Source organism: Comamonas sediminis (assembly GCF_041107495.1).
Classification (GTDB): domain Bacteria; phylum Pseudomonadota; class Gammaproteobacteria; order Burkholderiales; family Burkholderiaceae_C; genus Comamonas; species Comamonas sediminis.
Window position 1 is genome coordinate 248,815 of the sequence record NZ_JBGBDC010000006.1, and the last position, 24,036, is coordinate 272,850.

General features: G+C 63.7%; 20 protein-coding genes. 9 read left to right on the forward strand and 11 right to left on the reverse strand.

Annotated features, from left to right (window positions below):
• Positions 1–103 precede the first annotated feature (103 nt).
• Positions 104–715, forward strand: coding sequence for a lytic transglycosylase domain-containing protein (locus AB7A72_RS15200; protein WP_239810805.1), 612 nt, complete (start codon positions 104–106; stop codon positions 713–715).
• A gap of 96 nt (positions 716–811) precedes the next feature.
• On the opposite strand, the gene AB7A72_RS15205 is transcribed toward AB7A72_RS15200, so the two are convergent.
• From AB7A72_RS15205 to hemA, 6 genes are all read right to left on the reverse strand, one after another.
• Complete coding sequence (locus AB7A72_RS15205; protein ID WP_312451965.1) at positions 812–2,152, reverse strand: hemolysin family protein; 1,341 nt, start codon at positions 2,150–2,152, stop codon at positions 812–814.
• A gap of 347 nt (positions 2,153–2,499) precedes the next feature.
• Complete coding sequence (grxD, locus tag AB7A72_RS15210) at positions 2,500–2,820, reverse strand: Grx4 family monothiol glutaredoxin (RefSeq protein WP_021027821.1); 321 nt, start codon at positions 2,818–2,820, stop codon at positions 2,500–2,502.
• Between the two features lie 109 nt (positions 2,821–2,929).
• Positions 2,930–3,796 carry a peptide chain release factor N(5)-glutamine methyltransferase gene (gene prmC, locus AB7A72_RS15215; protein WP_369460440.1) on the reverse strand — a complete coding sequence of 289 codons (867 nt, stop codon included), beginning with the start codon at positions 3,794–3,796 and terminating at the stop codon, positions 2,930–2,932.
• A 29-nt stretch (positions 3,797–3,825) separates the two neighbouring features.
• Positions 3,826–5,850, reverse strand: a complete 2,025-nt coding sequence (locus AB7A72_RS15220) for a PEP/pyruvate-binding domain-containing protein (protein ID WP_369460441.1) — start codon at positions 5,848–5,850, stop codon at positions 3,826–3,828.
• Positions 5,851–5,858: 8 nt separating this feature from the next.
• On the reverse strand, positions 5,859–6,944 hold the full coding sequence (gene prfA, locus AB7A72_RS15225) for a peptide chain release factor 1 (RefSeq protein ID WP_239810809.1): 1,086 nt from the start codon (positions 6,942–6,944) through the stop codon (positions 5,859–5,861).
• A gap of 117 nt (positions 6,945–7,061) precedes the next feature.
• A complete protein-coding gene (gene hemA, locus AB7A72_RS15230; protein WP_230770608.1) occupies positions 7,062–8,378 on the reverse strand; it encodes a glutamyl-tRNA reductase in 1,317 nt (438 codons plus the stop codon).
• Positions 8,379–8,457: 79 nt separating this feature from the next.
• Here hemA and AB7A72_RS15235 point away from each other — a divergent pair, with 79 nt between their 5' ends.
• The 3 genes from AB7A72_RS15235 (at position 8,458) to AB7A72_RS15245 (ending at position 11,352) form a co-directional block, all read left to right on the forward strand.
• A complete protein-coding gene (locus AB7A72_RS15235) occupies positions 8,458–8,736 on the forward strand; it encodes a hypothetical protein (RefSeq protein ID WP_239810810.1) in 279 nt (92 codons plus the stop codon).
• Positions 8,737–8,805: 69 nt separating this feature from the next.
• Positions 8,806–10,245, forward strand: a complete 1,440-nt coding sequence (locus tag AB7A72_RS15240; protein ID WP_369460442.1) for a hypothetical protein — start codon at positions 8,806–8,808, stop codon at positions 10,243–10,245.
• A gap of 132 nt (positions 10,246–10,377) precedes the next feature.
• Positions 10,378–11,352, forward strand: coding sequence for a Bug family tripartite tricarboxylate transporter substrate binding protein (locus AB7A72_RS15245; protein ID WP_369460443.1), 975 nt, complete (start codon positions 10,378–10,380; stop codon positions 11,350–11,352).
• Between the two features lie 82 nt (positions 11,353–11,434).
• Here AB7A72_RS15245 and ugpQ read toward each other — a convergent pair whose 3' ends face one another.
• The 5 genes from ugpQ to ugpB form a co-directional block, all read right to left on the reverse strand.
• Positions 11,435–12,208 carry a glycerophosphodiester phosphodiesterase gene (gene ugpQ, locus AB7A72_RS15250; RefSeq protein ID WP_239810813.1) on the reverse strand — a complete coding sequence of 258 codons (774 nt, stop codon included), beginning with the start codon at positions 12,206–12,208 and terminating at the stop codon, positions 11,435–11,437.
• 115 nt (positions 12,209–12,323) lie between these two features.
• On the reverse strand, positions 12,324–13,331 hold the full coding sequence (ugpC, locus tag AB7A72_RS15255; protein WP_230770617.1) for a sn-glycerol-3-phosphate ABC transporter ATP-binding protein UgpC: 1,008 nt from the start codon (positions 13,329–13,331) through the stop codon (positions 12,324–12,326).
• 54 nt (positions 13,332–13,385) lie between these two features.
• Positions 13,386–14,234, reverse strand: coding sequence for a sn-glycerol-3-phosphate ABC transporter permease UgpE (gene ugpE, locus AB7A72_RS15260; RefSeq protein WP_116927066.1), 849 nt, complete (start codon positions 14,232–14,234; stop codon positions 13,386–13,388).
• Between the two features lie 2 nt (positions 14,235–14,236).
• On the reverse strand, positions 14,237–15,118 hold the full coding sequence (gene ugpA, locus AB7A72_RS15265; RefSeq protein ID WP_239810815.1) for a sn-glycerol-3-phosphate ABC transporter permease UgpA: 882 nt from the start codon (positions 15,116–15,118) through the stop codon (positions 14,237–14,239).
• Positions 15,119–15,228: 110 nt separating this feature from the next.
• A complete protein-coding gene (gene ugpB / locus AB7A72_RS15270) occupies positions 15,229–16,545 on the reverse strand; it encodes a sn-glycerol-3-phosphate ABC transporter substrate-binding protein UgpB (RefSeq protein ID WP_369460444.1) in 1,317 nt (438 codons plus the stop codon).
• A gap of 512 nt (positions 16,546–17,057) precedes the next feature.
• Between ugpB and AB7A72_RS15275 the strand changes: the two genes are divergently transcribed.
• The 5 genes from AB7A72_RS15275 to AB7A72_RS15295 all read left to right on the forward strand — a co-directional run bounded on the left by AB7A72_RS15275 (position 17,058) and on the right by AB7A72_RS15295 (position 24,007).
• Positions 17,058–20,969, forward strand: coding sequence for an FAD/FMN-binding oxidoreductase (locus tag AB7A72_RS15275; RefSeq protein WP_312416414.1), 3,912 nt, complete (start codon positions 17,058–17,060; stop codon positions 20,967–20,969).
• Positions 20,966–21,439 carry an HIT family protein gene (locus AB7A72_RS15280; protein ID WP_312529469.1) on the forward strand — a complete coding sequence of 158 codons (474 nt, stop codon included), beginning with the start codon at positions 20,966–20,968 and terminating at the stop codon, positions 21,437–21,439. The genes AB7A72_RS15275 and AB7A72_RS15280 overlap by 4 nt, the downstream gene beginning before the upstream one ends.
• Positions 21,440–21,531: 92 nt before the next feature.
• A complete protein-coding gene (locus AB7A72_RS15285) occupies positions 21,532–21,948 on the forward strand; it encodes a DUF971 domain-containing protein (RefSeq protein ID WP_312416408.1) in 417 nt (138 codons plus the stop codon).
• A 190-nt stretch (positions 21,949–22,138) separates the two neighbouring features.
• Positions 22,139–22,870, forward strand: coding sequence for a bifunctional demethylmenaquinone methyltransferase/2-methoxy-6-polyprenyl-1,4-benzoquinol methylase UbiE (gene ubiE, locus AB7A72_RS15290; RefSeq protein WP_312416405.1), 732 nt, complete (start codon positions 22,139–22,141; stop codon positions 22,868–22,870).
• A gap of 147 nt (positions 22,871–23,017) precedes the next feature.
• On the forward strand, positions 23,018–24,007 hold the full coding sequence (locus tag AB7A72_RS15295; protein WP_230770626.1) for a Tim44 domain-containing protein: 990 nt from the start codon (positions 23,018–23,020) through the stop codon (positions 24,005–24,007).
• Positions 24,008–24,036: the final 29 nt, after the last annotated feature.

The window sequence follows — 24,036 nt, forward strand, 5'->3', positions numbered from 1 at the left end:
GCCCGGCCGGCCAGGCGCCGCAAAAAATATTCACCAGAGGGATTGATCCAGGATGTCAGGCTCACGCATTGCTCTACCTGCGGGCGTATCACGCCGCGCGGCCATGGCATCGCTGTTGGCGGGGCCCGGCGCCTGGCTGGCAGCGCCGCAGGCTGCGCATGCCGGTGGCCAGCTGGAGGAGCCGCTGATCGATTCGGTGCGCTCGGCGCTGACGGCCGCCATTGGCAGCGCGGCGCCACCGGAGCCCGTGTTTGTCTCGACCGAGGCCAAGATCGTCTACCTGCGCTGGCTGGGCGCGATGAGCGACCGCCTGCGCCGGCGCAAACCCGACTGGGAAGTGCGCCGCGATTTTCTGCAGACCGTCTGGTATGAGGCCCGGCGTGCGCGCCTCGATGAATCGCTGGTGCTGGGCCTGATCCAGGTCGAAAGCGGTTTCCGCAAGTTCGCGATGTCCAATGTCGGCGCCCGTGGCTACATGCAGGTGATGCCATTCTGGACCCGGGTGATCGGTGATGGCGACCCTGCCAAGCTTTTCCACATGCAGACCAATCTGCGCTTTGGCTGCGTGATTCTGCGCCACTACCTGGACCGCGAAAAGGGCGATCTGTTCATGGCACTGGGCCGCTACAACGGCAGCCGCGGCAAGGACACCTACCCCAACCTGGTCTACGGGGCCCAGCGCCAGTGGCTGTTCGAGAACAAGGTGGAAGCCTGAAGCTTGGGCCCGTGGCAGCTGCCAGCACTGCGACCACAACATAGCCACCGCATGCGGTGGCTTTTTCATGGGCCCGGGTGTGGGTTGGACCGGTGTTCAGGCCAACAGGCTGCCCGGGGCTGGCGGCACCGGCGAATCCGGCACCTTGTTGGGGTCCACGACGGTGACCAGCACCTGGTCGATGCGGTAGCTGTCCACATCCATCACCTCGAACTGGTACTTGCCCCAGACCACCTTGTCGGTGCGGCGGGGGATGCGGCGCAGCATCACCATCAAGAAGCCGCCGAGGGTCTCGTACTCGTCGGCGTGCGGCAGGTCATCGAGCAGCAGGGCCCGCTCCACATCCTCGATCGGCGTGATACCGTCGATCAGCCACGAGGTCTCGTCACGGCGCACGATCAGCTCCTCATCAACCGGGCCCATCAGGTCGCCCATGACGGTGCTCATCACATCGTTGAGCGTGACCACGCCGACCACGAGGCTGTATTCGTTGACGATGATCGCAAAGTCCTCATGCGCCTGGCGGAACTGCTGCAGCACCTCGGCCAGGGTCAACCGGTCGGGGATGACCAGGGCCTTCTTGACCAGGCCTTCGTCGTGCAGCTTCATCGGCAGGTTGTTCAGCGCGCGCTGGAACAGGTCCTTGGCATCCACATAGCCGACCACATGGTCGATATCCCCGGCGCAGACCGGGTAGGTCGAAAACGGCTCTTCGGCAATGCGGGCGCGGATGATGTCGTCGCTGTCGTCCTGGTAGAAGAAGGCGATGCGGTCGCGCTGCGTCATCGCCGAGCCGACGGTGCGCGTGTCGAGCTCGAACAGGTTGGCAATCACCTGCTGCTCCTGCGCGGCCAGCACACCAGCCTTGGCGCCCGCCTCGGTCATCGCCAGAATGTCTTCGTAAGTGATCTTTTCATCGCGGATCGTCGACAGGCCGAGCACGCGGAACAGTGCATCGGCCGCCTTGCTGTAGAACCAGACCACCGGCTTGAAGATCGTCATGCACCACTGCATGGGCCGCAGCACCCGCAGCGCCAAGGCTTCGGGCTCGGCCATCGACAGGCGCTTGGGCAGCAGGTCGGCCAGCAAAATGAACAGCGAGGTGACCACGGTGAACGAAAACAGGAACCCGATGGTTTGCGCGGTGGCTGGTTCCAGCCAGCGGCTGGCGATGCCCGCGACAAAGGGGCTGAGTGCCCCTTCGCCAACGATACCGCCCAGAATGGCCACCGCATTCTGGCCCACCTGCACGACGGTGAAGTACTCACCGGGCTGCTCCTGGACCTTCATCACACGTTCTGCACGCGGGTCTCCGTCATCCACCATCTGCCGCAAGCGCAGGCGGCGCGAGGCGGCCAGCGCTATCTCCGCCATGGAGAAAAAGGCGCTGAAGCTGATCAGCAAGGCAATGACAAAGAGACTCTGCGTAAGATTCATAGACGTTCTTGTAGGAGCAGTGCAGACCGGCTGCTCACATTTTTCGGCAAAAGCGGGGGCAGCGCGCGGGGCGCCGCCGGATTGAATCCGTGTTCAATGGTCGCATGCCCGTCTGGAGACTGGCAAGTGCTTTTGGCAGCAGGCGCTCAAAGCCCCACAGCGGGCGGGCGGGGCGCGGTTGGTGCTGCGGTGCCAAGCTTACCCCAGCAGCCTGGCTATGGCGGCTGGCAAGGCCATTGTGTGCCGCCATCAAAGGGCCGCGCAGCGCAGCCAGCAGCAGCGCACAGGCGCAAAAAAGCCGCCTCAAAGGCGGCCTGGGCACATCCGGCAAGCCGGTTGCAGCGCAATCAGAGCGTCGCCACGAGTTGCTGCAGCTCGCCCGATTCGTACATTTCCATCATGATGTCCGAGCCACCGATGAATTCACCTTTGACATACAGCTGCGGGATCGTGGGCCACTGGCTGTAGTCCTTGATGCCTTGGCGGATCTCGGGGTCTTCGAGCACATTGACGGTGGTCAGACCACGGGTCTCCACGCCGCTGGCTTTGAGAATCTGAATGGCACGGCCGGAGAATCCGCATTGCGGAAAGCTGGCTGTTCCCTTCATGAACAGCACGATGTCATGGCCTTTGACCAGTTGGTCGATGCGTTGTTGGGTATCGCTCATGGATGGGCTCCGTCGGGGCGTGTGGGTTGCTATGTAATCGGATCAGCGCTGGGATCATCTTCCCAGATGTGGGCGGTTTGCCACATATCAAGCGCGGACAGGGTTGCCATTATTTCATGGAAGCCCATTGCCCGCCGCTGGCTCGCTCGATGCCAGCGAGGTCGTTGCGGCTTTGCACCTGGGCAAAGCCGCGCTGTGCCAACAGCGCGCGCACCCCGTCCGCCTGGTCCCAGCCATGCTCGATCAGCAGCCAGCCGCCGTCACGCAGGTAGCGGGGGGCGGCATCAATGATGTGGCGGATGTCGTCCAGCCCATCGGCGCCGCTGGTCAGCGCCTGGCGCGGCTCATGGCGCAGTGCAGGCATGTGCGGGTCATCGTCGCGGATATAGGGCGGATTCGTGATGATGGCGTCAAACGGGCCTTGCAACGCCGACAGCCAGTGGCTGTGCGCCAAGCGCAGCGGCAACTGCAGCCGCTCTGCATTGGCCTGGGCCACCGCCAGCGCATCGCTGCTGGCATCCACCGCCCAGACCTCGGCTGCAGGCCGCGCATGCTGCAAGGCCAGCGCAATCGCGCCGCTGCCGGTGCCCAGATCGGCCAGGCGCAAGGCTGGCTGGCCCGGTGCCGCATCGGGCAGCAGCTCCAGCGCCCAGTCCACCAAGGTTTCAGTGTCGGGGCGCGGGTCCAGCACGCGGGCGTCCACGGCCAAGTCCAGCCCGTAAAAGCCTTTATGGCCGGTCAGATAGGCCACCGGCTCGCCATCGGCGCGGCGCTGCAGCCATTGCTGCCACTGCGCGGTCTGCGCGCTGCTCAGGCTGTCGACGTCATGGGTGATGAGCCAGGCGCGCGCATGGGTCGGTTGGCCGCACAGGTGCAGCAGCAGCATCTGCGCATCGATGCGGGCGATACCCAGCGCAGCGGCTTGCGCCAGCGCCTGGCTGACCGTGACGGGGGTGTTCGGGGTGGAAGCATTCATGTCGGTGCGCGGTTCGCTGTGGCTGCGGGCTAGGGGTTGGCGGCTTGCACAAAGGGCCGCGATTGCAGGACCAGAAGCTGGTCACCGGCAAGCGCCCATTCAATATCCTGGGTGCGGCCGCCAAACTGCTTTTCGACCGCAGCAGCGGCATCGGCCAGGCGTTGGACCAGTGCATCGCTCAGCACCTGGCGCTGCGCAACGGCCACTTCCTGCACGCCGCCGCCAGGTGCCAGCCGCAGCTCGGTGTCTTCGGCCGAGCGGCTGAGGACCTGCACGGCCTTGCTGCGGCGCGAATACAGCACCTGCTCTGCGACCCGCCGGCCCTCCACCACGCGGATGCCGATGCCGCGCTTGGCGGCGATGAAGACGCTGTGCGGGGTGTTGCCCAGCGGATCGCGCGTGACCATCACACCCGAGGCATCGGAATCCACCGCCTTTTGCACCAGCACGGCCATTGCGACAGCGTCCTGTGCAATGCCGGCGGCGCGGCGCGCCTCCCAGGCTTCGAAGTTGAAGACCGAGGCCCAGACCTTGCGTACGGCATCCTGCAAGGCCGCCTCGCCCTTCACATGGGGCACGGTGGTGTAGAGGCCGGCGCCGCTGAAGCCGGGCAAATCTTCCGAACTGGAGGAGCTGCGCACAAACACGCCAGCCTGCTGCAGCTGGCTGGTCCAGCGCGCCTGCAACTGGCTGGCAAAAGCGGCATCCAGCGGCATCTGTTCGATCTCGGCACGCAGCGCGGCCAAGGCACTGCGGCGCAGCGCGGCATCGCTGTCAAAGCCCGGCTGCTGCTGCATGCGGGCCACTTTTTCCGCCAGGCCAAAACGCTGCATCGCGCTGGCATAGGCGCCAAAGGGCAGGCAGAAACCGTCGGGCACCTGGACCCCGGCAATGCCTGCATGCCGCACTTCGCCGAGGTTGGCGGCCTTGGCCCCGCACTGGCGGCGGTGGCTGGCGCGCAGTGCCGCCAGCGGCTGCAGCGCGCTGCTGCGCGTGTCGGTCTGGATGCTGGCGCCCGCCAGGCTGCGTTTGAGGGCCGTGCGCTCCAAGGCCTGGTTGCGTTCGGCACCGGTGGCGGCCCGCAGCTGGTAGTCCTTGGCGCTGACCGTCAGGTGCACCCATTGGCCGTTGTGTGCTGCCAGCAGCTGGCTGGCATCGCGAACATAGGCATTGGGTACGCCCCAGCCCCTGGCCAGCAGGTTGACATGCGACACCATGGTCGATGGCTGCCCGGTCACCACGCCCGCCACCGGCGGCAGCGCAATCGGTACCTGGCGCAGCACCACGATGTCGCTGGGCTGCAGGTCCTGCACCTGGTCGATATCCTCCACCAGGCGCAAACGGCCCACGGCCTGGCCAGTGTTCAGCGGCAAAAAGGGCTGCTGGCCGATCAGCGCGCTTTGCGTCACAGCGGGAATGCCTGCGGCGGCCGCCACCTGCTCTTGCGCGCTGGCATTGGCCTTGAACTGTACGGGCGCAAAAAAATGGCTGCGCAGCTGGGCTTGGGTTTCGCGCAGCAAGGCGCCTGTCAGCTGGTCGCCTTCCCAGAATTCGTAGACATAGCCGTCGATCTGCGGCTGCCAGCTCAAGGTGCCCAGGATGAAGCGGCGCCCCGCGTCGCGGTAATTGCGGTTCAGCGCGTCCTTGCCGCCGCGCAGCAAGCCCTGGGCGCGCAGAAAGCGGTCGTGCAGCTGGTAACGCGGGGTGTTGATGAAATACAGCCGGGCCGCAGGTTGGGCCTGGCGGTCCACCACAAAGATCACATGGGGCTGGGCCAGCGGCGTGCCGGCGTTGTAGACGCGGGCCAGCTGGTCAAAGGCGGCCTGGCTGGGCAGATCGGCGGCAAAGGGCAGGCTGGCGTGGTGGTCCATCGCCTGTGCGGGGGAGTAGTTGCCTGGCCTGGCAATCAGCTCCTGCGGCGCGCGGCCATCCTCATACATCGATGGTTTGCGCGCCAGCTGTGCCGATGCGCTGCTGGTGGCCAGAGCCAGCGCGATGCAACCCGCCGCACGCCAGACAGCGCGCAACGCCAAACCGGGGTAGGGGCTGGGCATCGCAGGCCTTATTGGTTGACTTCCAGCTCGGCCAGCAACTCGGCCTCGCGTTCGGACTGCAGCGCTTCCATCAGCTCGCTGAGGTCGCCGTCCATGATGAAGCTGAGCTTGTACAAGGTCAGGTTGATGCGGTGGTCGGTGACGCGGCCCTGCGGGAAGTTGTAGGTGCGGATGCGGTCGCTGCGGTCGCCCGAGCCGATCAGGCCCTTGCGCATCGCTGCCTCCTTGGCGGCACGCTCGCTGCGTTCCTTTTCCTGGATGCGGGCCTGCAGCACCTGCAAGGCCTTGGCCTTGTTGCTGTGCTGGCTGCGGCCGTCCTGGCATTCGGCGACGATGCCGGTGGGCAAGTGGACGATGCGCACCGCCGAATCGGTCTTGTTGATGTGCTGGCCACCGGCGCCGCTGGCGCGGAAGGTGTCGATGCGCAGGTCAGCCGGGTTCAGCGTAATGGCCTGCTGTTCATCGGGCTCGGGCATCACCGCCACGGTGCAGGCGCTGGTGTGGATGCGGCCCTGGGTTTCGGTGGCGGGCACGCGCTGCACGCGGTGGCCGCCGGATTCAAAGCGCAGGGTGCCGTAGACGTTGTCGCCACCGTCGATGCGCAGCACCACTTCCTTGTAGCCGCCCAGCTCGGCCTCGTTGGCGCTCATGATCTCGACCCGCCAGCCCATGCGCTCGGCGTAGCGGGTGTACATGCGGGTGATGTCGCCGGCAAACAGCGCCGATTCATCACCGCCGGTGCCGGCCCGCACTTCGACGAAGGCGGGGCGGGCATCGTCCGGGTCCCTGGGCAGCAGCATGCGCTGCAGCTGCGCGGCGAGCTGCTGCAGCTCGGCTTCGCCATTGCTGATTTCCTCGCGCGCCATGTCGGCCATGTCCGGGTCGGCCAGCATCTCCTTGGCGCCTTCGATATCGGATTCGACCTGCTGGTAGCGCGCATAGCGCTCGGCCACTGCGGCGACATCGGTGTGCTCACGCGAGAGCTTGAGGAACTGCGGCATGTTGGCCATGATGTCCTCGCGCGAAAGCAGAAAATTCAGCTCGTTGAGGCGCTCGGCATAGCGTTCCAGCTGTTGGCGGAGAAAGTCTTTCATGGCGGTCTGGTAGGCAGGGCCTGCGCCGGGGCTGCCGCAAATGCAGCGATCAAACAGGCAGGCCGAGAAAAAGAGGGGCGGGGGAGCGAGCAGGGGGCGGCAAGCCGCGCAGCGTCGCTACAAACCCGATTGGTGGCCGTTGCCACCGCCGCGCTGGCTGCGCAGGAACAGGCGCGACACCATGTCTGCAGTCTGGGCACGCGCCTGGGCATCGCCCGCGTGCAGCTCGGCCATCGTGCCATGCAAAATCTTTTGCGACAGGCCACGCGTCAGCGCATCGAGCACTGCGTCCATGTCTTCGCCCTTGGCCAGGCGCTTCTTGGCACGTTCGATCTCCAGTGCACGCCAGACATCGGCCTGTGCGTTGATCTGCTGGATCAACGGCACGGCGCCACCCTCGGGGGCGCGCTGGTCCATCCAGTGCATGAAGCGCTGCACGCCGGCATCGATGATGGTTTCGGCCTGCACCACGGCAGCCTGGCGCTGCTCCTGGCCGGCCTTGACCACATGGGCCAGATCATCCACGGTGTAGAGGTAGATATCGCCCAGGTTCTTGACCTCGGCCTCGATATCGCGGGGAACGGCCAGGTCCACCATGAAGATCGGGCGGCGCTTGCGCTTTTTCAGTGCGCTCTCGACGGCACCCAGGCCGATGATCGGCAGGCTCGATGCGGTGCAGCTGATGATGGCATCGTATTCGTGCAGATGGTCGGGCAGATCGGCCAGGCGCATCGTGCTGGCGCCAAAGTGGCCGGCCAGTTTTTCGCCGCGCTCCAGCGTGCGGTTGGCCACCGTGATGTGGGCGGGCTGCTTGGCTGCGAAATGGGTAGCGCACAGCTCGATCATCTCGCCGGCGCCGACAAACAGCACGCGGATCTTGGTCAGGTCTTCAAACAGCTGGCCCGCCAGGCGCACGGCAGCGGCGGCCATGCTGATGCTGTGCGCGCCGATCTCGGTGGCACTGCGCACTTCCTTGGCGACGGCAAAGCTGCGCTGGAACAGCTGGTTCAGCGTGGTGCCCAGCGAGCCGGCTTCTTCAGCGGCGCGCACGGCGTTCTTCATCTGGCCCAGAATCTGGGCCTCGCCCAGCACCATCGAGTCCAGACCGCTGGCGACGCGGAAAGCATGGCGGGCGGCCAGGTCGTTCTGCAAGGTGTAGGTGTAGTGCTTCAGCGCATCGGCTGGCAGGTCGCCGCTCTGGGCGAGCCAGCGCAAGGTGTGGTCAAGCGCCGGCTCTTGGGCGGCGCAGTAGATCTCGGTGCGGTTGCAGGTCGACAGGATGGCGGTTTCCACACCGGCGTGGCTGTGCACACCCGAGATCGTGCTGCGCAAACTCTGCAAAGTTGGCGCAATCTTGTCGAGTGCAAATGCAAACCGGCCGCGAATGTCGACCGGTGCCGTCGTGTGGTTGATGCCCAGGGCCCAAACTGCCATGTCACAGATTATAAAATCTCTGTAAATCCATTGCTTGTCGTATCAGTACCAGCTTGACTTATATCAACCTGCCCGCTCCATGACTGCTAGCACCAGCCTCTGGCACCTGCTGAATTTCTGCGCACCCGCCGCCTTTTTGGCGCTGTTGCTGGTGTTGGCCCGCTGGGTGTTTGCACGCAAGGCCGCGCCCTTGCTGCCCTGGTATGGCCAGCTGGCACTGCATTTTCTGGTGGGCTGTGCCGCCCTTTTTGCCGCTCTGCTGTGGCAGGGCCGCGATGGCAGCCTGGCGGGCTATGCGCTGTTGGTGCTGGCGATGGCCAGCAGCCAATGGGCGGTGCTGGGCAACTGGCGGCGCTGAGGCCGGTGACTGCAACTATTTCTGAGGCAGGAGCTATACGTTTCTTTACAATTCAGACATAATTGTGGGATGACTACCACAACGACCTTGGCAGGCCACCGCTCCCGGTGGCTTTTCTGTATCTGCTTTCTGGCGGTGGGCGTTGTAGCGGCGGCGCTGGTCTGGGGATCGCAGGCCTTGCTGTTTGCCGACACCAATGATTTTCAACGCGTGGTGGGCCATCTCTACCTGACGCCTCTGGGCGACGGCATCCACTGGACGCTGCCCGAGCGCGCGTTCCGCACGCCGGGCAATCCGGAGCTGGCCTCGCATATGTTCACGTTTGCGGGCTGGGTGCAGCGCTTCATGCCGGGGAACCTGTTTGACCTGTCGCGCACGGCGCTGGCGGCCAAATTGCTGCTGCTGGCCTATGCCGGTGTGCTGGCCTGGCAATGCGCTGTGGCGCTGCAGCGCGGTGCGCTGGGCTGGGCGGGGCTGGCGCTGGCCTGGTTGGCGGCGTTCTTCATGGCGCACAACATCGGTATGGCGCAGTCGTTCTATGCCGAATACGCCTGCCTGATCGCGCTACCGCTGCTGCTGCTGGGCATGCTGGCCTCGCGCCGCGCAGTCCGGCTGGCCGGTCTGGGCCTGGGGGCACTGGTGTGCGGCCTGGCCAAGGTGCAGTATTTTTATGTTCCGCTGCTGGCGCTGTTGTGCGTCTGGGCCGCGGGCCGCTGGCAGCGCAGCCCGGCCGACAGGGGGCTGCTCAAGCTGCTGCTGGCGGTGCAGGTGCTGTGCCTGGTGCCGCTGTTGATCGGCAAGAACGCCAGTCTCAATGCCTACCATGGCGTCTACCTGGGCTCCTACATGGTGCTCAGCCCGGCGCAGCTCAATGGCCTGGGCGTGCCGGCCGAGCGCCGTGACTGCATCGGTGTCGATGCCTGGGGCAATGCGCTTTCGGGCCCCGGCGGCACCCAGGTGCAGCACACGAACCGCGATTGCTACCCGGTGACACCCAAGCTGGGCAAGGGCGATGTGCTGCGGCCCTATCTGCACTACCCGCTGACCCTGTGGCGCCTGGCCCGCTTTGCGCTGCCCAGCCATTTCACGGTGCAGTACTTCCATGTGTTTCCCGGTAACTTCTACCTCCACCGCCACGAGGTCGGTGCCCAGCCGGTGACCGATCTGTTGCAGCAGCTGACGCTACTGCGCGACCGCAGCATCACGCCGCTGGCGCCGCTGTTTCTGCTGGCCGCGCTGGCGCTGTTTGCCGCCAGCCGCTGCCGCCAGGCCGCCCGCATGCGCCCGCTGGCTGCTGGCGGCCTGCTGCTGGCGCTCTTGGTGGTGTCGCAGGTGATCATCGTGCTGCTGGGCGAAGGTGTGCGCGACATGAGCAAGCACCTGTGGGCGGCGCAGCTGGCGCTGGACATGCTGGTGGTGCTGACGGCCGTGCAAGGCCTGGGCTGGCTGTGGCTGCTGTGGCGGCGCAAGTCCGCGCCTGCTGCCCAGGCGGTGGCAGCTACTGTCTGAAGGCGGCGTCAATCCGAAAAAATGCGAGACAGGGGCCGGTTGTAGAAGCGGGGTGCGCCGGTCATCATGCGGTGCACAGGCCGCGCTTGCGCTGCCCGCCGCTCAACCGATAACAACCCAAGGAGACCCTCCATGAAGCACATTGCACACACCTGCCTGGCAGCCGTCGCCGGGCTGGCGCTGACTGCCGCCGCCCAGGCCCAGCAACCTTTCCCGACCAAGCCGGTGCGCGTGGTCATCGGCTTTCCCGCAGGCGGTCCGCTGGACCAGCATGCCCGCTTGTTGACCGACAAGCTCCAGGGTGTGCTGGGCCAGCCGATCATCGTCGACTACAAACCCGGTGCCGGTGGCGCGGTGGGCGCGCAGGATGTCATGAAGGCGCCGCCCGATGGCTACACGCTGATGCTGGCCAATACCGGGGTGATGGTGATCAACCCCGCGCTCTACCCCAAGCTGCCCTACAGCACCTTGCGCGATTTCACGCCGGTGGCGCGCACGGCCATGCAGCCCTTGGCCTTGCTGGTCAACAACAAGGTACCGGCCAAGAACCTGCAGGAGTTCATCGCCTACGCCAAAGCCAACCCGGGCAAGGTCAACTTTGGCTCGGCCGGCAATGGCGGCATCAGCCACCTGGTGCCCGAGATGTTCAAGAGTGCGACCGGGCTGGACCTGGTGCACATTCCCTACAAGGGCAGTGCGCCGGCCTTTACCGATCTGGTGGGTGGCCAGGTGCAGTTCATGGCCGAGAGCATTCCGCAGGCTGCCGCCTACCACAAGCAGGGCAAGGTGCGTGCGCTGGCCGTCACCAGCAAGGAGCGCAACCCGGCGCTGCCCGAGGTGCCCACCGCCATTGAAAGCGGGCTCAAGGGCTTTGAGGTCGTGGGCTTTTATGGGTTTCTCGCGCCCGCCGGAACGCCCAAGGACGTGGTGGACAAGCTCAGCTCCGCGTTTGGCCAGGTGATGCAGATGCCCGATGTGCGCGGCCGCATGGTGGAGCAGGGGGCTGACCCTGCCTTTCTCGGTGCCGAGGCCTTCCAGCAGTTCCTGGCGGCGGAGACGCCACGCTGGGCCGAGGCGGTGAAGGCCTCGGGCACCAAGATGGACTGAGGCGCAGCGCGCACCCAAAAAAGGCCCGGCATGGCCGGGCTTTTGTCTGGCGGTCAGCTAAGGCACGAGTGCTGCGATGGCATTACAGCAGCGGACCATCCTGGGCCGGGCTGAACAGATCGACCCGGTCGGTGATGATGCCGTCGGTGCCCAGATCGATCAGGCGCTGGGCGGCCCATTCGTCGTTGACGGTGTAGCTGCTGCAGCGCAGGCCTGCGGCATGGACCTTGGCTACCAAGGCGGCATCCCAGAGTGCATGGTTGAGCACCAGTGCCTGGCAGCCCAGCTCCAGCGCTAGCTGCAGCTCGGTATCGCCGCTGCCATCGGCCAGCTTGTCCACCAGCAGGCCGCGCGGGATATGCGCTGCCACTTCGCGGGCCCCGCGCAACGAATCGGCCTTGAACGAGGTGAACAGCGGCGGCACCACGTTTTGCGGCCAGATGCGGTTCATCAGCGCGCCAGTGGCGCGGCCGGTCTCCAGCTCCTGGCCGGGCGTGGGCTTGATCTCGACATTGAGGTAGAGGTGGTTGGCCAGGCACCAGCGGGCGAGCGCTTCCAGGGTGGGCAGGTTTTCGCCCGCATGGCTGCGGGAGTGCCAGCTGCCGGCATCGAGCTGGGCCAGCTCGCCCATGCTCAGATCGCTGCCGGTGCCCTGGGCATTGGTGGTGCGCTTCAGGTCTGCATCGTGCATCAGAAACAGCACGCCATCGCGGCTGAGCTTGGCATCGCATTCGAACATGCGGTAGCCATGTGCCGCGCCCAGGCGGAAGGCGCTCATGGTGTTTTCGGGCGCCAGTTTGCCTGCGCCGCGGTGGGCCACCCAGCGTGGATAGGGCCAGTTGCTAGAAAGCGTCATATCAGTCTCGATGAGAAAAAAGAAAAGCGCCACAAGTGCTGCACTTGGGCGCTGGGGTTCAAGGGCTCAGCTCAGGAGCCAAGGCGCGGCAGGGGTGCACATCGCCTTGCCGCGCTCAGATGCGCTTGCCGGTTTCTGCGTGGAACCAGTGCAGGCGGTCTTCACGGGCGCTGATGCGCGCCACTTCGCCGGGCTTGGGGAAGGCATGGCCTTCCTCGACGCGCACGACGACTTCTTCACCGCCGACCTTGCCGTACAGCAGGCGCTCGGCGCCCAGCAGTTCCACGGTTTCCACCTGGAACTCCCAGCCGCCCGAGGCCACCAGGTCGATGTGCTCGGGGCGGATGCCCAGGATCTGGCCGGCCTTGCCAATGGGGGCGTTCTTCAGCAGGTTCATCGGTGGCGAACCGATGAAGCCGGCCACAAAGGTCGACGCGGGCGTGTGGTAGACCTCTTCAGGCGTACCGAACTGCTCGACATTGCCGCCGTTCATCACGATCATGCGCTGGGCCAGGGTCATGGCCTCGACCTGGTCGTGGGTCACGAACAGGCTGGTGATGCCCAGCTCGGCATGCAGCTTCTGGATTTCGATGCGGGTCTGGCCGCGCAGCTTGGCGTCCAGGTTGGACAGCGGCTCGTCAAACAGGAAAACCTGGGGCTGGCGCACGATGGCGCGGCCCATGGCCACGCGCTGGCGCTGGCCGCCCGACAGCTGGCGCGGCTTGCGGTCCAGCAGGTGCGACAGCTCCAGAATCTTGGCGGCCTTGTCCACGCGGCGCTTGATCTCGTCCTCCGGCACCTTGGCGAGCTTGAGGCCGTAGGCCATGTTCTCGTAGTTGCTCATGTGCGGGTAGAGCGCGTAGTTCTGGAACACCATGGCGATGTTGCGCTTGGCGGGCTCCAGGTTGTTGACGATCTTGTCGCCAATCATCAGGTCGCCGCCGGTGATTTCTTCCAGGCCGGCAATCATGCGCAGCAGGGTCGATTTGCCGCAGCCCGAGGGGCCGACCAGGACGATGAATTCGCCGTCCTTGATTTCGGCATTGACGCCATGGATCACGGGAACGGCGGTCTTGCCGGTGCCGTAGCGTTTGACAATGTTCTTGAGAGAGATGGAAGCCATATGAAGGTTTCGTTGTATCGGTCAAAGATGGTGGAGGGACAAGATGGCGAGGGGTTACTTTTCGGTATCCACCAGACCTTTGACAAACCACTTTTGCATCAGCATCACCACCAGGGTCGGTGGCAGCATCGCCAGGATGGCCGTGGCCATCACGATATTCCAGTCCACAGCGGCTTCGCCGCCTGCCAGCATGCGCTTGATGCCGATCACCACGGGGTACATGTCTTCCGAGGTGGTCATCAGCAAGGGCCAGAGGTACTGGTTCCAGCCGTAGATGAACTGGATCACGAACAGCGCAGCGATCGAGGTGCGCGACAGCGGCACCAGGATGTCCTTGAAAAAGCGCATCGCGCCGGCGCCGTCGATGCGTGCCGCTTCCACCAGCTCATCGGGTACCGTCAGGAAGAACTGGCGGAACAGGAAGGTAGCGGTGGCCGAGGCGATCAGCGGCAGGGTCAGGCCGGCGTAGCTGTTGAGCAGGCCCAGTTCGGCCACGACCTTGTAGGTGGGCAGAATCCGCACTTCGACGGGCAGCATCAGGGTGAGGAAAATCGCCCAGAAGCAGATCATCTTGAACGGGAAGCGGAAGTAGACAATCGCAAAGGCCGACAGCAGCGAGATGGCGATCTTGCCGACGGTGATGATCATCGCCACCCAGAAGCTCACCCACATCATGTGCATCACATTGGTGTTGGAGCCCAGCTTGCCGGAGCCAAACAGTGCGGCCTGGTAGTTTTCCCAAAGGTGGGCGCCAGGCAGCAGCGGCATGGGGGACTGCACGATCGCATCGGCCGTGTGGGTCGATGCGATGAAAGCCAGGTACAGCGGGAAGGCCACAATCGCCACGCCGAGCACCAGCACGGCGTGCGAGAAGAAATTGAGCCAGGGATTGCGGTCAACCATGATCAGTACTGCACTTTCTTTTCAACATAGCGGAACTGAACCACGGTCAGCACAATGACGATCAGCATCAGCACGACGGACTGCGCTGCCGAGCCGCCCAGATCCAGCGCCTTGAAGCCGTCCTGGTAGACCTTGTAGACCAGGATAGACGTCGATTGGCCGGGGCCGCCCTGCGTTGCGGCATCGATGATGCCAAAGGTGTCGAAGAACGCGTAGACGATGTTGATCACCAGCAGGAAGAAGGTGGTCGGCGACAGCAGCGGCAGCTGGATGTTCCAGAAACGGCGCCAGGGTCCGGCACCGTCGATGGAGGCGGCTTCAATCAGTGCCTTGGGGATGGACTGCAGGCCCGCGAGGAAGAACAGGAAGTTGTAGGAAATCTGCTTCCACACCGAGGCCATGACGATCAGCGCCATCGCCTGGTTGTCATTCATCATGTGGTTCCAGTTGTAGCCCAGCTTGCCCAGGTAGTAGGTGACCACGCCAATGGAGGGCGAGAACAGAAACACCCACAGCACGCCGGCAATGACGGGCGCGACGGCATAGGGGACGATCAGCAAGGTCTTGTAGACCATCGCGAAGCGCACGATGCGGTCTGCAAAGATGGCCAGCACCAGCGAGATGGCAATGCCAGCGCCTGCGACCAGCACCGAGAACATGGCGGTGCGCTTGAAGGAATTCAGATAGGTGGGATCGGAGAACAGGTTGCGGAAGTTATCCAGCCCGACCCATTCGGTGCTCATGCCAAAGGCGTCTTCCATCTGGAAGGACTGCAGCACAGCCTGGCCAGCGGGCCAGAAAAAGAAAATGCCAATGATCAGCAACTGCGGTGCAATCAACACCCAGGGCAGCCATTTAGAGCGGAAAAGTACGCGTTTTTCCATGATGGAGCTTAAAAACAAAAAAACCGCCGGGGCTGCAGGCAGCCGCCGGGCGATGGTTCATCGACTGCGCCAGCCCCACGCGTGCGGGATTGGCGCCTGTGATGAAAGGATTAAGGCTTGTACGACTTTTCGAAGCGAGCCAGCAGTTCGTTGCCGCGGGACACGATGGCGTCCAGGGCTTCCTTGCCAGTCTTCTTGCCAGCCCAGACCTGTTCGAGTTCTTCGTCCTCGATGGTGCGGATCTGTACGTAGTTGCCCAGACGGATACCACGCGAGTTGTCAGTGACCTTGCGGATCATCTGGGTCACGGCGGTGTCGGTGCCAGGGTTCTTTTGGTAGAAGCCGGACTTCTCGGTCAGGTCATACGCTGCCATGGTCACAGGCAGGTAGCCGGTGCGTTGGTGCGAAGCGGCCTGCACCTTGGTTTGCGACAGGAATTCGAAGAACTTGGCCACGCCCTTGTACTCTTCGGACTTCTTGCCAGCCATCACCCACAGCGATGCGCCACCGATCACGGTGTTCTGTGGTGCGCCCTTGACGTCAGGGTAGTAAGGCAGAGGTGCCAGGCCGTAGGCGAACTTGGCGTTCTTGGCCACGTCGCCGTAGAAACCGGACGAGGTCTGGATCATCGCGCATTCACCGGCGGTGAAGGACGCCTGGGCGGTGGAAGCACGGCCCTTGTAGACAAACTCACCGGCCTTGGCCGCAGCGGCCAGGTTGTCGATGTGCTTGACGTGCAGCGGCGAGTTGAGCTTGAGGCGAGCCTTGTAGCCGTTGGCCGAGAGGCCGTTGTGCTCGGTCGCGAACTCGACGTTGTGCCAGGTGGAGAAGGACTCCAGCTGGGTCCAGCCTTGCCATGCCAGCGTCATCGGGCAGCTGTGGCCGCTTTCCTTGAGCTTCTTGGCCGCAGCGAACACTTCAGGCCAGGTGGTGGGCGCCTTTTCCGCGTCCAGGCCTGCCTTCTTGAAGGCGTCCTTGTTGTAATAGAAGATGGTCGTTGAGCTGTTGAACGGGAAGCTCAGCATCTGGCCGTTGGGCGCAGTGTAGTAACCGGCCACGGCGGGGATGTAAGCCTTGGGGTCGAAGGACACGCCGGCGTCCGACATCACCTTGCCCACGGGCACGGTAGCACCCTTGGAAGCCATCATCGTGGCGGTGCCCACTTCAAACACTTGCAGGATGTGGGGCGCATTGCCCGAGCGGAAAGCCGCGATCGCTGCAGTCATCGACTCGTCGTACACACCCTTGAAGGTGGGCACAACCTTGTATTCCTTCTGGCTCTCGTTGAACTCCTTGGCCAGGTCGTTGACCCATTCGTTGTTCACGGCGGTCATGGAGTGCCACCATTGGATCTCGGTGACGGCATGGGCGGACAGGCTGGTAGTGGCTGCAATACCGGCAGCGATGACCAAACGCTTGAAGTGCATGAATGCTCCTAGGGGTTTATAAAACGCTCAAAAACGAATCGTATGTGGCGTTTGTGAATGTTCTGTGACGTTGTGGCATATCCGCTGGTTTTGGGCAACTGGGGAAAGCCAGCGCCCATCCGCACAGCGTCAACAAATACAAGGCGTTACGATTGTAGTTCAGCCGCCATTCGTAATCGAGAGAAAAGTGTAACCTTAGGGGTTTAGACGCGACACTGCATAAAGGTTGTCACATGGCTCTGTCAAACAGTTGTGGTAAGGGCGAGCCGCTGGTTCGAAATGCTCAATTTCGATCAAATAAGAAAAAATAGGAAAAAGTACGTACTGACGCAGGCCTGAGCTGGCCAGCGCGGGTCTACGCTGACGACTGGCTGATGACGCCCGGCAAAGCCAGACTGCGGCGTACCATGTTTTAAAAGGGCCAGCCATGCGTGCAAGCCCTGTGTCATAAAATCGGTGGCCCCACTGCTTACCCATATAAGGGAGCGCCCGCTCCCATACAGGTCCCACACATGAACGCACCGATTGCGCTGGCAAGCTTGCAAGCACAGGTTGACGGGCCCGCCCGTCTCCGCGAGATCCCCTACAACTACACCTCGTTCTCCGACCGCGAAATCGTGATTCGCCTGCTGGGCTCGCAGGCCTGGGATCTGCTGGACCAGCTGCGCCAGGAGCGCAAGACGGGACGCTCGGCCCGCATGCTGTACGAGGTGATGGGCGATATCTGGGTGGTGCAGCGCAACCCCTACCTGCAAGACGACCTGCTGCACAACCCCGGCCGCCGCAAGCAGCTGGTGGAAGCGCTGGAGCACCGCCTGGCCGAGGTGCAAAAGCGCCGTGCGCCTGCCGAGGACCCGGCGCGCGATGCACTGGTGGGGCAGCTGATTGCAGCAGCGCAGGTGGCGGTGTCCGAGTTCGACACCACGTTGCAGGAGGCCACCGAGCTGCGCCGCAAGGTGCTGCGCACCTTCAAGCCGCTGACCGCGAAGGACAATGTCAAGTTCGATGGCCTCTCGCGCGTGAGCCATGTGACCGACGCGACCGACTGGCGCGTCGAGTACCCGTTCGTCGTTTTGACGCCCGACACGGAAGAAGAAATGGCCGTGCTGGTCAAGGCCTGTATCGACCTGGGGCTGACCATCGTGCCCCGCGGAGGTGGCACCGGCTACACCGGCGGCGCCATTCCGCTGAGCTGGCGCAGTGCCGTCATCAACACCGAGAAGCTGGAGAAGATGTCCGAGGTGGAGATGGTGTCGCTGCCGGGCATCGACCACCCGGTGCCCACCGTCTGGTCGCAAGCCGGCGTGGTGACCCAGCGTGTGGCCGATGCCGCCGAGCGCGGTGGTTTTGTGTTTGCGGTCGATCCGACGTCGATCGAGGCCTCGTGCATCGGCGGCAACATCGCGATGAACGCCGGCGGCAAGAAGGCCGTGCTCTGGGGCACGGCGCTGGACAACCTGGCCAGCTGGCGCATGGTCACGCCCGATGCGCAGTGGCTGGAAGTCACGCGCCTGGACCACAACCTGGGCAAGATCCACGATGCCGAGATGGCCAGCTTCGAGCTGAAATACCTGGAGGCTGACGGCAAGACCCTGGTGCGCACCGAGCGCCTCGACATTCCCGGCTACAAGTTCCGCAAGGAAGGCCTGGGCAAGGATGTGACCGACAAGTTCCTCTCGGGCCTGCCGGGCATTCAGAAAGAGGGCTGTGACGGCCTGATCACCAGCGCGCGCTGGGTCGTGCACCGCATGCCGTCGCACACCCGCACCGTCTGCCTGGAGTTCTTTGGCAATGCCAAGGATGCCGTGCCCTCGATCGTCGAGATCAAGGACTATATGTTTGGCGAGCAAAAGCGCTGCGGCGTGTTGCTGGCCGGGCTGGAGCATCTGGATGACCGCTACCTGAAGGCAGTGGGCTATGCCACCAAGAGCAAGAAGCATGGCGGCCTGCCCAAGATGGTGCTGTTTGGCGACATCGTTGGCGACAACCCCGATGAGGTGGCGCGCGTGACCAGCGAAGTGGTGCGCATTGCCAACTCGCGCAGCGGTGAAGGCTTTATCGCCATCAGCCCCGAGGCCCGCAAGAAATTCTGGCTGGACCGCAAGCGCACGGCGGCCATCAGCCGCCATACCAACGCCTTCAAGATCAATGAAGACGTGGTGATTCCGCTGCCCCGCATGGCCGAGTACACCGACGGCATCGAGCGCATCAACATCGAGCTGTCGCTGAACAACAAGATCAAGCTGTGTGATGCACTGCACGACTTTTTTGCCAAGGGCAAGCTGCCGCTGGGCAAGCAGGATGATGCCAACGACATCCCGTCCGCCGAGCTGCTGGAAGACCGCGTGGCCCAGGCGCTGGTGCTGCTGACCGACGTGCGCAGCCGCTGGCAGGCATGGCTCGATGGCGTGGCCGAGAATTTCCGCCAGCTGCAGGACCACAGCCTGCGCGCCAGCTGGAAGAGCGATCTGCGCGCGCCGCTGGCCGCCATCTTTGCCGGCTCGGCCTACCAGCCGATCATGGACGAGGTCATTGCCATCCACCAGCGCGTGCTCAAGGGCCGCGTGTTTGTGGCACTGCACATGCACGCCGGCGACGGCAACGTGCACACCAACCTGCCGGTCAACAGCGATGACTACGAAATGCTGACCACCGCGCATGCCGCCGTGGCCCGCATCATGGCGCTGGCGCGCAGCCTCGATGGCGTGATCTCCGGCGAGCACGGCATCGGTATCACCAAGCTGGAGTTCTTGAGCGACGACGAGCTGCGCCCCTTTGCCGAGTACAAGGCCAAGATCGACCCGCACGGCCACTTCAACAAGGGCAAGCTGCTGCGCCCCGAAGAGCGCCGCCTGCTGCTGGAGCAGACCTATGCCGGCGACAAATCGCGCAAGTCGCTGATGTACGCCGATCTGACCAATGCCTACACGCCATCGTTCGGCCTGATGGGGCATGAGTCGCTGATCATGCAGCAAAGCCATATCGGCGCGATTGCCGATTCGGTCAAGGACTGCCTGCGCTGCGGCAAGTGCAAGCCGGTCTGCGCCACCCATGTGCCGCGCGCCAACCTGCTCTACAGCCCGCGCAACAAGATTCTGGCGACGTCGCTGCTGGTCGAGGCCTTCCTGTATGAAGAGCAGACGCGCCGTGGCGTGTCGATCCGCCACTGGCAGGAGTTCGAGGACGTCTCGGACCACTGCACCGTCTGCCACAAGTGCGCCACGCCTTGCCCGGTCAAGATCGACTTTGGCGATGTGACGATGAACATGCGCAACCTGCTGCGCCAGATGGGCAAGAAGAGCTTCCGTCCGGGCAACAAGGTCGCCATGGCCATGCTCAACGCGACCAACCCCGACACCATCAAGCTGCTGCGCAAGACCATGGTGGGCGTGGGCTTCAAGGCCCAGCGCCTGGCGGTCGATGTGCTCAAGGGTTTTGGCAAGCGCCAGACCGCGCACCCGCCTGCCAGCGTCGGCACCGCGCCGCTCAAGGAGCAGGTGATCCACTTCGTCAACAAGAAGTTGCCCGGTGGCCTGCCCAAGCAGACGGCGCGCGCGCTGCTCGATATCGAGAACAAGGACTACGTGCCCATCATCCGGGACCCGAAGACCACCACCTCTGAGACGGAGGCGGTGTTCTATTTCCCCGGATGCGGCTCCGAGCGCCTGTTCAGCCAGGTGGGCCTGGCCACGCAGGCCATGCTCTGGCATGCCGGCGTGCAGACCGTGCTGCCACCGGGCTACCTGTGCTGCGGTTATCCCCAGCGCGGCTCGGGCCAGTTCGACAAGGCCGAGAAGATGATCACCGACAACCGGGTGCTCTTCCACCGTGTGGCCACCACCTTGAACTACCTGGACATCAAGACCGTGGTGGTGAGCTGCGGCACCTGCTACGACCAGCTGCAGGGCTACCAGTTCGACAAGATCTTCCCCGGCTGCCGCATCATCGACATCCATGAATACCTGCTGGAAAAGGGTGTGACCTTGCAGGGCAAGAGTTCCTACCTGTACCACGACCCCTGCCACACACCGATGAAGCAGCAGGACCCGATGAAGACCGTCAAGGCCCTGGTGGGTGACAACGTGCTCAAGAGCGAACGCTGCTGCGGCGAATCGGGCACATTGGGTGTGACCCGTCCCGATATCTCGACGCAGATCCGCTTTCGCAAGACCGAAGAAATCCGCAAGGGCGAAGCGCAGCTGCGCGAGTCCGGCCAGGTGGAGGCCAAGGAGAACGTCAAGATCCTGACCAGCTGCCCGAGCTGCCTGCAGGGCTTGAACCGCTACCAGGGTGACCTGCAAAACGGGCTGCTCGAAGCCGATTACATCGTCGTCGAGATGGCGCGCGAGATTCTGGGCGACAACTGGATGCCCGACTATGTGCAACGCGCCAACAACGGTGGCATCGAGCGGGTGCTGGTATGACCCATCCTGCGATCGAACCGAACCCCGGCTGCCCGCTGTGCGATGGTGCAGGCGGCCGTCTGGTGTGGCAGGGCGCTCGTGCGGGCGGTGCCTTGCGTGTCATCCATGCGCAAGAAGCGGGTTTTCCTGCTTTCTACCGGGTGGTCTGGGCTGCACATGTGGCAGAGTTCTCCGATCTGCCTGACGCGCAGCGCCAATGGTGCATGGATGCTGTGGTGGCTGTGGAGCTGGCATTGCGTGCAATGACCCCCGCGCCGCGCAAGATCAATGTGGCTGCGCTGGGCAATATGGTGCCGCATCTGCATTGGCATGTGATTGCTCGCTACAGCGGCGACAGCCACTTTCCAGGCTCGGTATGGGCTGCGGCGCAACGTGAGCGCAACGCTGCGCTGGAAGCCGAGCTGACCGCGCAGCTGCCAGCCGCCGAGGCGCGCATGGTGGCTGCGCTAGAGCGCCTCGTTGCGGCATAATTGCTATTGTTTTTGATAGCATTGCGCACGCCAGTTGTGCGTAATGAGCTGTTTTATCCGCAGTGTGCGCTGCGGGGCTGTAAAGGAATCCGATGGCTGGCTTGAACCGCGATACCCCGACACCGACCGCGTTGACGGTGCATGGCGCAAGCCGCGTGCTGGAAGTGCAATATGCCGACGGCGCGGTATTCAAGCTGCCGTTCGAGCTGCTGCGCGTGTATTCACCGTCGGCCGAAGTGCAGGGCCATGGCCCGGGCCAGGAAGTGCTGCAGACCGGCAAGCGCGATGTGGCCATTGTGGCGGTGGAGCCGGTGGGCAACTACGCCATCAAGCCCATCTTCTCCGACGGCCATGAAAGCGGCCTCTACAGCTGGCAGTACCTCTACGAGCTGGGCAGCCGCCAAAGCGCGCTGTGGCAGGACTACCTCGACCGCCTGCAGGCAGCAGGTGCTGACCGCGACCAGCCGATGCCAGGCAAGGCGGGCAGTGCCTGCGGACACCAGCACTGAGCCAGCGCTGGCCCTTATCACTGAATGGCGACGCGGTCATTCGGAAAAATTTTGTATTTAAAGCTATTAAACTTATAGCTCTGAGTATTCGCCATCATTGGCTTTGGGCGTTTTATGCATTGAACTGCATACCCTCGAATAATCCGGGGTATGGGGGTCGGACGTTACAGAGCTTGCTAGCATTCACACCATGAGCACCACCCACTTTGGATTTGAGACCGTTGACGAGAAGGACAAGGCGCGCAAGGTGCGCGGTGTGTTCGACTCGGTCGCGAGCAAATATGACGTGATGAACGACCTGATGTCCGGTGGCTTGCACCGGGTCTGGAAGCATTACACCGTCATGGTTGCCAACCTCAAGGAGGGCCAGCGGGTGCTGGACATCGCAGGCGGTACCGGCGATCTGTCGTTGGCATTTGCGAAAAAGGTCGGCCACAGCGGCCAGGTGGTGCACACCGATATCAACGAGGCCATGCTGCGCGTGGGCCGTGACCGCCTGATCGACAAGGGGCTGAACCTGCCCACCACGGTCTGTGATGCGGAAGCCCTGCCTTTCCCGGACCAGCACTTTGACGTGGTGAGCGTGGCCTTCGGTCTGCGCAACATGACCAACAAGGACCAGGCGCTCAAGGAAATGTGCCGCGTGCTCAAGCCGCGCGGCAAGCTGCTGGTGCTGGAATTCTCCAAGGTGGCCAAGCCGCTGGAGAAGGCCTATGACTTGTATTCCTTCCAGGTGCTGCCACGTATAGGAAAGATGGTGGCCGGCGATGCCGACAGCTACCGCTACCTGGCCGAATCGATCCGCATGCATCCGGGCCAGGCTGAGCTCAAGGCCATGATGCAAAAAGCAGGCTTTGGCCATGTGGACTACCACAACATGACGGCAGGGATTACCGCCTTGCACGTCGGGATCAAATGCTGAAAAAGTAAGACGCGATACCGGTCGCAAAGCCAGGTGCCTGCCCAGCGCCCAGCGCAATACAACACAACAGACCGGAGTTGCTGAGAAGCGGGCGTGAACGCAATAGCCGGCGCCAAGGCGTGCCGGCACTAACAAAACGGAGCAAATATGACAAAACTGTGGTCAGTGGTCTTGGTGGTACTGCTGGCATTTGTGCACCTCGATGCCGATGCCAAGCGCATGGGAGGTGGCAAGTCCATGGGCCAGCAGTCCGGTAATGTGACCCAGCGGCAGGCCACGCCGGCGCAAGCGCCTGGCAACAATGCCACCGCACCTGCGCAGGCCCAGCGTCCCGCCACCCCGAATGCCGCCCCTGCTGCCCCCAAGAAGCCTTGGGGCGCGATGCTGGGTGGCCTGGCCGCCGGCCTGGGTCTGGCCTGGCTGGCCCATTCGCTGGGCTTTGGTGAAGCCTTCGCCAACATGCTGCTGATCGGCCTGGCCATCATGGCCGTGCTGGCCATCGTCGGCTTTGTGATGCGCCGCAAGGGTGCAGCTGCTGCCCAGCCTGCGCAGTCGCCGTTTGCGTTCCAGGGTGCAGGCAATGCCGCGCCGCAAGCGCCGGTATCGGCACCGGTGGCCCCGCAGTACAACCCCGAGAAGGTCGGCAACGATGCATCGGCCCGCCCCTGGGAGCAGGGTGCAGCGCCCGCCGCTGCCGCTGGCGGCAGCATGATCGGCTCCGGCCTGGCCGGTGCCCAATCCTGGGGCGTGCCGGAAGGCTTTGATACCCATGGCTTCCTGGAAGCTGCCAAGCGCAATTTTGTGACCCTGCAATCTGCCTGGGACCGTTCGGACATCAACACCCTGCGCTCGATGATGACCGACGACATGCTCGGCGAAGTCAAGGGCCAGCTGCAGGACCGTGAGCAGCACCGTGAAGGCGTGCAGCCCAACCAGACCGACGTGGTGATGCTCGAAGCCCAGTTGCTGGGTATCGAGGATGTGGGCAATGCCTACATGGCCAGCGTCGAGTTCTCGGGCATGATCCGCGAAGAAGCCCATGCCGGCCCGAGCCCTTTCCGCGAAGTCTGGAACATGACCAAGCCCAAGGACGGCACCAGCGGCTGGCTGGTGGCAGGCCTTCAGGCCCTTCAGTAAGCAAACCGTAAAACTCCACCGCTTTGCCT

Bases quoted from the DNA above. Each gene is read 5' to 3' on its own strand.
- AB7A72_RS15220 (WP_369460441.1), bottom strand. From the start codon at position 5,850: ATGCCCAGCCCCTACCCCGGTTTGGCGTTGCGCGCTGTCTGGCGTGCG.
- ugpB (WP_369460444.1), bottom strand. From the start codon at position 16,545: ATGCACTTCAAGCGTTTGGTCATCGCTGCCGGTATTGCAGCCACTACC.
- AB7A72_RS15275 (WP_312416414.1), top strand. From the start codon at position 17,058: ATGAACGCACCGATTGCGCTGGCAAGCTTGCAAGCACAGGTTGACGGG.
- AB7A72_RS15200 (WP_239810805.1), top strand. From the start codon at position 104: ATGGCATCGCTGTTGGCGGGGCCCGGCGCCTGGCTGGCAGCGCCGCAG.
- AB7A72_RS15285 (WP_312416408.1), top strand. From the start codon at position 21,532: ATGGCTGGCTTGAACCGCGATACCCCGACACCGACCGCGTTGACGGTG.
- prfA (WP_239810809.1), bottom strand. From the start codon at position 6,944: ATGAAAGACTTTCTCCGCCAACAGCTGGAACGCTATGCCGAGCGCCTC.
- prmC (WP_369460440.1), bottom strand. From the start codon at position 3,796: ATGAATGCTTCCACCCCGAACACCCCCGTCACGGTCAGCCAGGCGCTG.
- AB7A72_RS15240 (WP_369460442.1), top strand. From the start codon at position 8,806: ATGACTACCACAACGACCTTGGCAGGCCACCGCTCCCGGTGGCTTTTC.
- AB7A72_RS15235 (WP_239810810.1), top strand. From the start codon at position 8,458: ATGACTGCTAGCACCAGCCTCTGGCACCTGCTGAATTTCTGCGCACCC.
- hemA (WP_230770608.1), bottom strand. From the start codon at position 8,378: ATGGCAGTTTGGGCCCTGGGCATCAACCACACGACGGCACCGGTCGAC.
- grxD (WP_021027821.1), bottom strand. From the start codon at position 2,820: ATGAGCGATACCCAACAACGCATCGACCAACTGGTCAAAGGCCATGAC.
- AB7A72_RS15245 (WP_369460443.1), top strand. From the start codon at position 10,378: ATGAAGCACATTGCACACACCTGCCTGGCAGCCGTCGCCGGGCTGGCG.
- AB7A72_RS15280 (WP_312529469.1), top strand. From the start codon at position 20,966: ATGACCCATCCTGCGATCGAACCGAACCCCGGCTGCCCGCTGTGCGAT.
- ugpQ (WP_239810813.1), bottom strand. From the start codon at position 12,208: ATGACGCTTTCTAGCAACTGGCCCTATCCACGCTGGGTGGCCCACCGC.
- ugpA (WP_239810815.1), bottom strand. From the start codon at position 15,118: ATGGAAAAACGCGTACTTTTCCGCTCTAAATGGCTGCCCTGGGTGTTG.
- ugpC (WP_230770617.1), bottom strand. From the start codon at position 13,331: ATGGCTTCCATCTCTCTCAAGAACATTGTCAAACGCTACGGCACCGGC.
- AB7A72_RS15205 (WP_312451965.1), bottom strand. From the start codon at position 2,152: ATGAATCTTACGCAGAGTCTCTTTGTCATTGCCTTGCTGATCAGCTTC.
- ubiE (WP_312416405.1), top strand. From the start codon at position 22,139: ATGAGCACCACCCACTTTGGATTTGAGACCGTTGACGAGAAGGACAAG.
- AB7A72_RS15295 (WP_230770626.1), top strand. From the start codon at position 23,018: ATGACAAAACTGTGGTCAGTGGTCTTGGTGGTACTGCTGGCATTTGTG.
- ugpE (WP_116927066.1), bottom strand. From the start codon at position 14,234: ATGGTTGACCGCAATCCCTGGCTCAATTTCTTCTCGCACGCCGTGCTG.